This is a genomic window from Pseudomonas sp. S1(2024) (genome assembly GCF_046557535.1).
Genome location: NZ_JBKGFP010000008.1, coordinates 40012 through 48909, shown reverse-complemented (window position 1 = coordinate 48909; position 8898 = coordinate 40012). Strand labels below are relative to the sequence as shown.

Here is an 8898-nt window from a genome sequence, read left to right as displayed (position 1 = left end):
CAGGCAGGTAGCTTTATTGGGGCTGCTGTGCAGCCCTATCGCGGCACAAGGCCGCTCCTACAGGGAAACGCATACCCCTGTAGGAGCGGCCTTGTGCCGCGAATGGGCCGCGAAGCGGCCCCACGGGATTACAACTTGATCCAGGTCGCCTTCAGCTCGGTGTACTTCTCCAGCGCATGCAGCGACTTGTCACGGCCGTTGCCCGACTGCTTGAAGCCACCGAACGGCGCGGTCATGTCGCCGCCGTCGTACTGGTTGACCCAGACGCTGCCAGCGCGCACGGCGCGGGCGGTCTTGTGGGCCTTGGAGATGTCCGAGGTCCAGATGCCAGCGGCCAGGCCATACGGCGTGTCGTTGGCGATGGCGATGGCTTCTTCGGCAGTATCGAAGGCGATCACCGACAGCACCGGGCCGAAGATTTCTTCCTGGGCGATCTTCATGGCGTTGGTCACGCCGTCGAAGATGGTCGGCTCGACATAAGTGCCACCGGTTTCTTCCAGGGTGCGCTTGCCGCCAGCAAGCAGCTTGGCGCCGTCCTTGTGGCCAGCCTCGATGTACGACAGCACGGTGTTCATCTGCTGGGTGTCGACCAGGGCACCGACGGTGGTCTGTGGGTCCAGCGGGTTGCCTGGCTTCCAGCCTTTCAGGGCCTCGACCACCATCGGCAGGAACTTGTCCTTGATCGAACGCTCGACCAGCAGGCGCGAGCCGGCGGTGCACACTTCGCCCTGGTTGAAGGCGATGGCGCTGGCGGCAGCTTCGGCGGCAGCTTGCAGGTCCGGAGCGTCGGCGAAGACGATATTCGGGCTCTTGCCGCCTGCCTCCAGCCAGATGCGTTTCATGTTCGATTCGCCCGCATAAACCATCAGCTGCTTGGCGATCTTGGTCGAACCGGTGAATACCAGGGTGTCGACGTCCATGTGCAGGGCCAGGGCCTTGCCCACAGTGTGCCCGTAGCCTGGCAGCACGTTCAGCACGCCAGCCGGGATACCGGCTTCAATGGCTAGCTGGGCGATGCGAATGGCCGTCAGCGGCGACTTTTCGGACGGCTTGAGTACTACCGAGTTACCGGTGGCCAAGGCCGGGCCGAGCTTCCAGCAGGCCATCAGCAGCGGGAAGTTCCACGGTACGATGGCTCCGACCACACCCACCGCTTCGCGGGTGACCAGGCCGAGCTGGTCATGCGGGGTCGGGGCGACTTCGTCGTAGACCTTGTCGATGGCTTCGGCAGTCCAGTGGATGGCATTGGCCGCGCCAGGTACGTCGATGCTGGAGGAGTCGCCGATCGGCTTGCCCATGTCCAGGGTTTCCAGCAGCGCCAGCTCTTCGACGTTCTTGCGCAGCAGGTCGGCGAAGCGGATCAGCTTGGCCTTGCGCTTGGCCGGGGCCAGCTGCGACCACACGCCAGAATTGAAGGTGGCACGGGCGTTTTCCACAGCGCGGTTGGCATCGGCCAGGTCGCAGCTGGCAACCTTGGCCAGGAAGCGTCCGTCGACCGGGCTCAGGCACTCGAAGGTTTCACCAGATGCGGCATCGGTGTATTCGCCGTTGATGAAGGCACGGCCTTCGATCTTCAGTTGCTGGGCACGTTGTTCCCAGTCCGCACGAGTCAGGGTGGTCATACGAAACTCCTCCTCTTGTATAGGTGCAACGCCGCACTGAGGACTCACAGGCGTTGTCAGAATTCTGCCCAAGCGTCGAGGGCATTTTAGCTACCGACACCCTAAACCAGCCCGTGTAAACTATCAATATATTTGACACGAATGGCTCAAAAGCCTACTCATGTGCATTTTATTAAACAACAACAGGAGCCGAACCATGAGCATCGACAGCATCATCGACTTCGCGCAGGTCATTACCGAGGCCGAACGCTACCGCCCGGCGGCGGAAAAAATCCTCAAGGGCGAGCCAGACCAGGCGGTCTACAACCATTATTCCAGCCCGTGCGGGCAGTTTGCCGCGGGCGTGTGGGAAGGCGAGGTCGGGCAGTGGAAGGTGAACTACACGGAGAATGAGTACTGCGAGATCGTCCAGGGCGTTTCGGTGCTGCGTGACCAGGACGGCGGAGCCAAGACCCTGCGTGCCGGTGACCGGTTTGTCATCCCGGCCGGCTTCAAGGGCACCTGGGAGGTGCTGGAGCCTTGCCGCAAGATCTATGTGATGTTCGAGCAGAAATGATCTGAGGCTGTGCCGGCCTCTTCGCGGGTGAACCCGCTCCCACAAGGATTTGTTGTGCTGTCCTTTTCAGGGGTAACCCCGCCCCAAAAGGCGTTCCACCACCCTAAAGGCTTGTGATGTACCTGTGGGAGCGGGTTTACCCGCGAAGAGGCCAGCACAGGCATAAAAAAACCCGCGTCCTTTCGGATGCGGGTTTTTTTCAGGTCGCCGATCAATTACTTGATCTTGGCTTCCTTGTACACCACGTGCTTGCGAACAACCGGATCGTATTTCTTGATCTCGATTTTGTCCGGAGTGGTGCGCTTGTTCTTGTCGGTGGTGTAGAAGTGGCCAGTGCCAGCACTCGAAACCAGACGGATCAATTCACGCATGACGTTCTCCTTAGAACTTTTCGCCGCGAGCGCGCAGCTCGGCCAGCACTACGTCGATACCACGCTTGTCAATAACGCGCATGCCTTTGGCAGATACGCGCAGACGCACGAAACGCTTCTCGGATTCAACCCAGAAACGGTGGTGCTGCAGGTTCGGCAGGAAACGACGACGGGTTTTGTTGTTTGCGTGGGAAATGTTGTTCCCGGTTACTGGACCCTTACCAGTAACTTGACAGACTCTCGACATGACTCAGCCCTCTAAAACCACATGCCCAACCCGGCATGGGTTGGCCGCTTAATCTCTCAGTCTTTGGCGCCTGGGCGCCGTGATTCTGGAGGTCTTATCGGCCGCATTCGCTGATGCGACAGGCCGAGCCCCTAGAAAAGAGCGCTGCTTTATACCAGAAAGACTCGGCCGCAACAACATTAGATGAATATTGACACGAGCCCCGACGCGCCGGGCCAGCATAGCGGCAGGCCCCGCCAGCCGTCGACCGCTCGTCGCCAATTTTGTAAAAAAGGGTGTGGTCATTTCCCGACGGGCACACTAGGGTAGGCCTTTTCCAGACTGCACTGGCAGATGGGCCACTGACAGCCAAGGAGCCACTATGCGTGCCGCCGCCCTTTCCTTATTGTTCAACTCCTTGTTCGCCGCAGGCGCCCTGATCGCCGCCAGCGTTGCCCAGGCCGCCCCGCTGAGCGTCTGCAGCGAGGCCAGCCCCGAAGGCTTCGACGTGGTGCAGTACAACTCACTGACCACCACCAACGCCACAGCCGATGTGCTGATGAACCGCCTGGTGGAGTTCGACGCGGCGCAAGGCAAGGTGGTGCCGAGCCTGGCGGCCAGCTGGACGGTATCGGCCGACGGCCTGATCTACGACTTCACCCTGCGCGATGATGTGAACTTCCACACCACCGCCTACTTCAAGCCAAGCCGCCCACTGAACGCCGACGATGTGCTGTTCAGCTTCCAGCGCATGCTCTACCCCGCCCATGCCTGGCACAAGACCGCGCCGGGCGGCTACCCGCATGCCCAGTCGCTGCAACTAGGCAGCCTGATCAAGGCGATCGAGGCACCCGCGCCAAACACCGTGCGCTTCACCCTCAACCACCCGGACGCCACGTTCCTGGCCACGTTGAGCATGGGCTTCGCATCGATCTACTCCGCCGAGTACGCGGACAAACTGCTCAAGGCCGGCACGCCGGAGAAGCTCAACAGCCAGCCGATCGGCACCGGGCCGTTCATCTTCCAGCGCTTCCAGAAGGACGCCGTAGTACGCTATCGCGCCAACCCTGACTACTTCGCCGGCAAGCCGGCGGTCGATCCGCTGATCTTTGCCATCACCACCGATGCCAACGTGCGCCTGCAGAAACTCAAGCGCGGCGAGTGCCAGGTCGCGTTGTCGCCCAAGCCGCTGGACATTGCCGAAGCTGGCAAGGACGGCAACCTCAAGGTGGCCACCACCCCGGCGTTCATGACAGCCTTCGTCGCCATCAACAGCCAGCACCCGCCGCTGGACAAGCCGGAGGTGCGCCAGGCCATCAACCTGGCCTTCGACAAGCAGGCCTACCTCAAGGCCGTGTTCGAAGACTCCGCGGTGGCCGCCAACGGCCCCTACCCGCCCAATACCTGGAGCTACGCCAAGGACCTGCCCGGCTACCCGCTGGACCTGAAGAAAGCCAAGGCCCTGCTGACCAAGGCCGGCCTGGCCGAAGGCTTCAGCACCACGATCTGGACCCGCCCGTCGGGCAGCCTGCTCAACCCCAACCCCAGCCTCGGTGCGCAGATGCTGCAGGCCGACCTGGCCAAGATCGGCATCAAGGCCGAAATCCGCGTGATCGAGTGGGGCGAGCTGATCCGTCGCGCCAAGGCGGGCGAGCATGACCTGCTGTTCATGGGCTGGGCGGGCGACAACGGCGACCCGGACAACTTCCTCAGCCCGCAGTTTTCCTGCGCGGCGGTGCAGTCGGGGACCAACTTCGCACGCTTCTGCGACAGCCGCCTGGACCAGTTGATCAGCGCCGGACGCACCACCAACGACCAGAGCGTGCGCAGCCGGCTTTACCAGCAGGCACAGACGCTGATCCAGCAGCAGGCGCTGTGGGTGCCGCTGGCGCACCCGACAGCGGCGACGCTGCTGCGCCAAGGGGTCGAGGGGTACCAGGTGAGCCCGTTCGGGCGGTTGGATTTCAGCAAGGTGTCAGTGAACAAGTAAGCCTGCACCGGCCTCTTCACGGGCTTGCCCGCTCCCACAGGGACCGCGCCAACTTTCAACATGGCACTATTCCTTTAGGAGCGGGTTTACCCGCGAAAAGGCCGGGACAGACAGCACAAGTGCCTAAGCCACAATCCACCCATGCTCGACCATCGACAGCGGCTCCCCGTCGCCGATGATGATGTGATCCAGCACCCGCACATCGATCAACGCCAGCCCCCGCTTCAACGACAGGGTCAAATGCACATCATCCTGGCTCGGCTCGTTGTTGCCTGAAGGATGGTTGTGGCACAGGATCAACGCCGCCGCGTTGTGCAGCAGTGCCCGCCGCACTACCTCCCGCGGGTAGACACTCGCCCGGTCTATCGTGCCCCTGAACAGGATCTCGAACGCCAACGGCCGGTGCTTGGTATCCAGAAACAGGCAACCGAATACTTCACTGATCTCATGGCGCAGCATGGCCTTGAGATAACGCCGCACCGCCGCTGGGCTTTCGAGAGCCGCTGCGCGCTCGATGTCCTCATCCAGATAACGCCGGCCAATTTCCAAAAGCGCCTGCAACTGTGCGTATTTCACAGCGCCAATGCCCGGCTCGCGAAGCACTGCTGCGCGATCGGCCTCGAGAAACTGCCTGAGCCCACCAAAACGCCCCAGCAGCCCCCGCGCAAGGTCCAGCACATTCCGCCCGGCAACCCCCGACCCCAACAGCACGGCGAGCAGTTCGGCATCCGACAGCGCTGCCGCCCCGCGCTGCAGCAACTTCTCCCTCGGCCGCTCTTCAGCCGGCCACTCCCTGATATTCATCCCGCTCCTCTGCCCTTGCTGCGGCCCATTTCGGCCCTGTGTTAATCTATTTCGCCTCGTACATGCGACGTTCTGCCGCAGGCATTTTCAAACGTCGCCGCCCGCTCTCACTGGAAAAAGGCAAGCCTATGCAGCGGCTGTATCGCAAGCGCATCGTTCTCGGCGTGGGTGGCGGCATTGCCGCCTACAAAAGCGCCGAACTGATTCGCCGACTCCTGGAGCACGGCGCGCAGGTGCGCGTCGTCATGACCCGTGGTGGTGCAGAGTTCATCACCCCGCTAACCCTGCAAGCGCTGTCAGGCCACCCGGTGCACATGGATCTGCTCGACCCTGCCGCCGAAGCGGCCATGGGCCACATCGAACTGGCCAAGTGGGCTGACCTGGTGCTGATCGCCCCGGCCACCGCCGACCTCATGGCGCGCATGGCCCAAGGCATGGCCGACGACCTGCTGACCACCTTGGTACTGGCTACCGATGCCACTGTCGCCGTGGCCCCGGCCATGAACCAGGCCATGTGGCGCGACCCGGCCACCCAGGCCAACCTCGAACTGCTCAAGAGCCGGGGCATCCAGGTGTTCGGCCCAGCGTCCGGCAGCCAGGCCTGTGGCGACGTCGGCCTGGGCCGCATGCTCGAAGCCACCGACCTGGCCTGGTGTGCCGCGGAAAGCTTCAAGCGCCAGGCCCTGACCGGCAAGCACGTGCTGATCACTGCCGGCCCGACCCAGGAGAACATCGACCCGGTGCGCTACATCACCAATCATAGCTCCGGCAAGATGGGCTTCGCCTTGGCTGAAGCGGCCGCCGAAGCCGGGGCTCGGGTCACCCTCGTCACCGGCCCGGTGCACCTGCCGACCCCCGACCGGGTCAGCCGTATCGACGTGGTCAGCGCGCGGGACATGCTCGCGGCCTGTGAAGCGGCCATGCCATGCGACCTGTTCATTGCCTCTGCGGCGGTAGCGGACTACCGCCCGGAAGTCGTTGCCACGCAAAAACTCAAGAAAGATCCTACGACCGGCGACGGCATGCTGCTGCAGATGGTGCGCAATCCCGATATCCTTGCCACCATCGCTGGCCGCGCCGACCGCCCGTTCAGCGTCGGTTTCGCCGCCGAGACCGAGCACTTGCTCGATTACGCCACGCGCAAGCTAAAGGACAAGAACCTCGACCTGATCGTCGCCAATGATGTGGCCAACCCCAGCATCGGCTTCAACAGCGAGGAAAACGCCTTGACCGTGATCGACCGCCAGCAGCACCAGACCCTCTTCGCGCAGACCAGCAAGGGCAAGATTGCCCGGCAACTGGTCGCCTTCATCGCCGAACGACTCAATCAGGTTCAATAAGTTACATGCACGCTCTTCAAGCCAAGATCCTCGACCCACGCCTGGGCACCGAATTCCCCCTGCCGCAGTACGCCACCCCCGGCTCCGCCGGCCTGGACCTGCGCGCCCTGCTCAAGGAAGACACCATCCTCGAGCCAGGCCAGACCCTGCTGATCCCCACCGGCCTGTCGATCTACATCGGCGACCCTGGCCTGGCGGCGGTGATCTTGCCGCGCTCGGGCCTGGGCCATAAGCACGGCATCGTGCTGGGCAACCTGGTCGGGCTGATCGACTCGGACTACCAGGGCGAGTTGATGGTGTCGTGCTGGAACCGCGGCAACACACCGTTCACCATCGCCGTTGGCGAGCGCATTGCCCAGCTGGTGCTGGTACCGGTGGTACAGGCCCATTTCGACATCGTCGAAGCGTTCGATGAAAGCCAGCGCGGCGCTGGCGGCTTCGGCCATTCCGGCAGCCACTGAGCCGAGAAATGACCGTTCAGGCCAAGGATGGCGAACTCTCTGGCGAAACCACCGTCCAAGCGTTCAGTTTGCGCCTGCCCAGAAAGCCTTTGACTAATGGAGCTTCCAGAGATGAACGACATGGCCCACCTGGTCCCCGCCGCACTGCCAGACAGCATTTTCCGCGCGTATGACATTCGCGGCGTGGTCGGCAAAACCCTTCACGCCGAAACCGCCTACTGGATCGGCCGCGCCATCGGCGCGCAGAGCCTGGCCCAGGGCGAACCGCAGGTTTCGGTCGGCCGCGATGGCCGCCTGTCCGGCCCGATGCTGGTCGAACAGCTGATCAAGGGCCTGGTCGATGCCGGCTGCCAGGTCAGCGACGTCGGTCTGGTGCCCACCCCCGCCCTGTATTACGCAGCCAACGTGCTGGCCGGCAAGTCCGGTGTAATGCTGACCGGCAGCCACAACCCGTCGGACTACAACGGCTTCAAGATCGTCATCGCCGGCGATACCCTGGCCAACGAACAGATCCAGGCCCTGCTGACTCGCCTGAAAACCAACAACCTGAGCCGCGCCGACGGCCGTGTGGAAAAGGTCGAGATCCTCGACCGCTACTTCCAGCAGATCGTCGACGACGTGAAGCTGGCCAGAAAGCTCAAGGTGGTGGTGGACTGTGGCAATGGCGCCGCTGGCGTGGTCGCACCGCAACTGATCGAAGCTCTGGGCTGCGAAGTAATCCCGCTGTTCTGCGAGGTCGACGGCAACTTCCCCAACCACCACCCGGACCCAGGCAAGCCGGAAAACCTCGAGGACCTGATCGCCAAGGTCAAGGAAACCGGCGCCGACATCGGCCTGGCCTTCGACGGTGACGGCGACCGCGTCGGCGTAGTGACCAATACTGGCAGCATCGTCTACCCCGACCGCCTGCTGATGCTGTTTGCCCAGGACGTGCTGTCGCGCAACCCGGGCGCCGAGATCATCTTCGACGTCAAATGCACCCGCCGCCTGACCCCGCTGATCGAGCAGCACGGTGGCCGCGCACTGATGTGGAAGACCGGTCACTCGCTGATCAAGAAAAAGATGAAGCAGACCGGCTCACTGCTGGCCGGCGAGATGAGCGGTCACATCTTCATCAAGGAACGCTGGTACGGTTTCGACGACGGCATCTACAGCGCCGCGCGCCTGCTGGAGATCCTCAGCAAGACCGGGCAGAGCGCCGAAAACCTGTTCGCCGCCTTCCCGAACGATATTTCCACGCCGGAAATCAATATTGATGTGACCGACGAGGGTAAATTCAGCATCATTGATGCACTGCAACGCGACGCCGACTGGGGCGAAGCCAACCTGACCACCATCGACGGTGTACGGGTGGATTACGCCCACGGCTGGGGCCTGGTTCGCGCCTCCAACACCACCCCGGTGCTGGTACTGCGCTTCGAGGCCGACAGCGACGCCGAATTGCAACGTATCAAGGATGTTTTCCGTACCCAGTTGCTGCGGGTTGAGCCTGAGCTGCAACTGCCGTTCTGACCGACTATCTGTTCCT

At 62.7% G+C, this 8898-nt stretch carries 8 protein-coding genes and 1 pseudogene; 5 read left to right on the top strand and 4 right to left on the bottom strand.

Features of this window, described 5'->3' with window-relative positions; genetic code table 11:
• Window positions 1-128 precede the first annotated feature (128 nt).
• A complete protein-coding gene (locus ACLCGK_RS05645) occupies window positions 129-1622 on the bottom strand; it encodes an aldehyde dehydrogenase (RefSeq protein ID WP_039612332.1) in 1494 nt (497 codons plus the stop codon).
• A gap of 196 nt (window positions 1623-1818) precedes the next feature.
• Here ACLCGK_RS05645 and ACLCGK_RS05640 point away from each other — a divergent pair, with 196 nt between their 5' ends.
• Entirely contained in the window at window positions 1819-2178 is a 360-nt protein-coding gene (locus ACLCGK_RS05640) for a cupin domain-containing protein (RefSeq protein ID WP_410951458.1), read from the top strand.
• 215 nt (window positions 2179-2393) lie between these two features.
• Here the strand turns inward: ACLCGK_RS05640 and rpmG are convergent, their stop codons facing one another.
• Both rpmG and rpmB read right to left on the bottom strand, forming a co-directional pair.
• Window positions 2394-2549 (bottom strand): 50S ribosomal protein L33, encoded by a 156-nt coding sequence (gene rpmG / locus ACLCGK_RS05635; protein WP_003253507.1) that lies wholly within the window; start codon window positions 2547-2549, stop codon window positions 2394-2396.
• Between the two features lie 10 nt (window positions 2550-2559).
• Window positions 2560-2796, bottom strand: coding sequence for a 50S ribosomal protein L28 (rpmB, locus tag ACLCGK_RS05630; RefSeq protein ID WP_003258972.1), 237 nt, complete (start codon window positions 2794-2796; stop codon window positions 2560-2562).
• 361 nt (window positions 2797-3157) lie between these two features.
• Between rpmB and ACLCGK_RS05625 the strand changes: the two genes are divergently transcribed.
• Window positions 3158-4765 carry an ABC transporter substrate-binding protein gene (locus ACLCGK_RS05625; RefSeq protein WP_100412836.1) on the top strand — a complete coding sequence of 536 codons (1608 nt, stop codon included), beginning with the start codon at window positions 3158-3160 and terminating at the stop codon, window positions 4763-4765.
• Between the two features lie 123 nt (window positions 4766-4888).
• On the opposite strand, the gene radC is transcribed toward ACLCGK_RS05625, so the two are convergent.
• Complete coding sequence (gene radC, locus ACLCGK_RS05620) at window positions 4889-5569, bottom strand: RadC family protein (protein ID WP_189121452.1); 681 nt, start codon at window positions 5567-5569, stop codon at window positions 4889-4891.
• 128 nt (window positions 5570-5697) lie between these two features.
• On the opposite strand from radC, the gene coaBC reads away from it, so the two are divergent.
• The 3 genes and pseudogenes from coaBC to ACLCGK_RS05605 form a co-directional block, all read left to right on the top strand.
• Window positions 5698-6909 carry a bifunctional phosphopantothenoylcysteine decarboxylase/phosphopantothenate--cysteine ligase CoaBC gene (coaBC, locus tag ACLCGK_RS05615; RefSeq protein WP_003253409.1) on the top strand — a complete coding sequence of 404 codons (1212 nt, stop codon included), beginning with the start codon at window positions 5698-5700 and terminating at the stop codon, window positions 6907-6909.
• A 5-nt stretch (window positions 6910-6914) separates the two neighbouring features.
• Window positions 6915-7370, top strand: a complete 456-nt coding sequence (gene dut, locus ACLCGK_RS05610) for a dUTP diphosphatase (protein WP_061550240.1) — start codon at window positions 6915-6917, stop codon at window positions 7368-7370.
• Between the two features lie 144 nt (window positions 7371-7514).
• A pseudogene (locus tag ACLCGK_RS05605) lies at window positions 7515-8882 on the top strand (phosphomannomutase/phosphoglucomutase); the annotation flags it as partial.
• Window positions 8883-8898 lie beyond the last annotated feature (16 nt).